This window comes from Ensifer sp. NM-2 (assembly GCF_003024455.1).
GTDB classification, from domain to species: Bacteria; Pseudomonadota; Alphaproteobacteria; order Rhizobiales; family Rhizobiaceae; genus Ensifer; species Ensifer canadensis.
Map to the genome: position 1 here is coordinate 1 of NZ_PVZR01000211.1, position 255 is coordinate 255.

The 255-nt window shown below is 53.3% G+C and carries 1 protein-coding gene; it reads left to right on the top strand.

Going from position 1 to position 255, the window contains the following annotated elements:
• The coding region (locus C6558_RS40585) for a hypothetical protein (RefSeq protein ID WP_210205737.1) at nucleotides 1-255 on the top strand (255 nt) is incomplete at both ends.

Here is a 255-nt window from a genome sequence, read left to right on the forward strand (position 1 = left end):
TCGGCTGACGGTTACCAATACGAAACAGAAAATGATCAGGGTCGTATTTCTCTATTCATTTGCCTGGCAGAATACAACGCGCGCGGGGTCTTCACGCGCCACTCCGGTCGTGGACTGCTTGATCCCGGAGCAGGTCCTGACGAGATCCTTGCTCGTTTCGACAGTTGGATGACAATCTTCCATCCTGACCTGAGATCGCAACTGAATGCCGCTGCGGATCTCGCTTGGCTCAAGACCGTAACCACAATGCTTTGG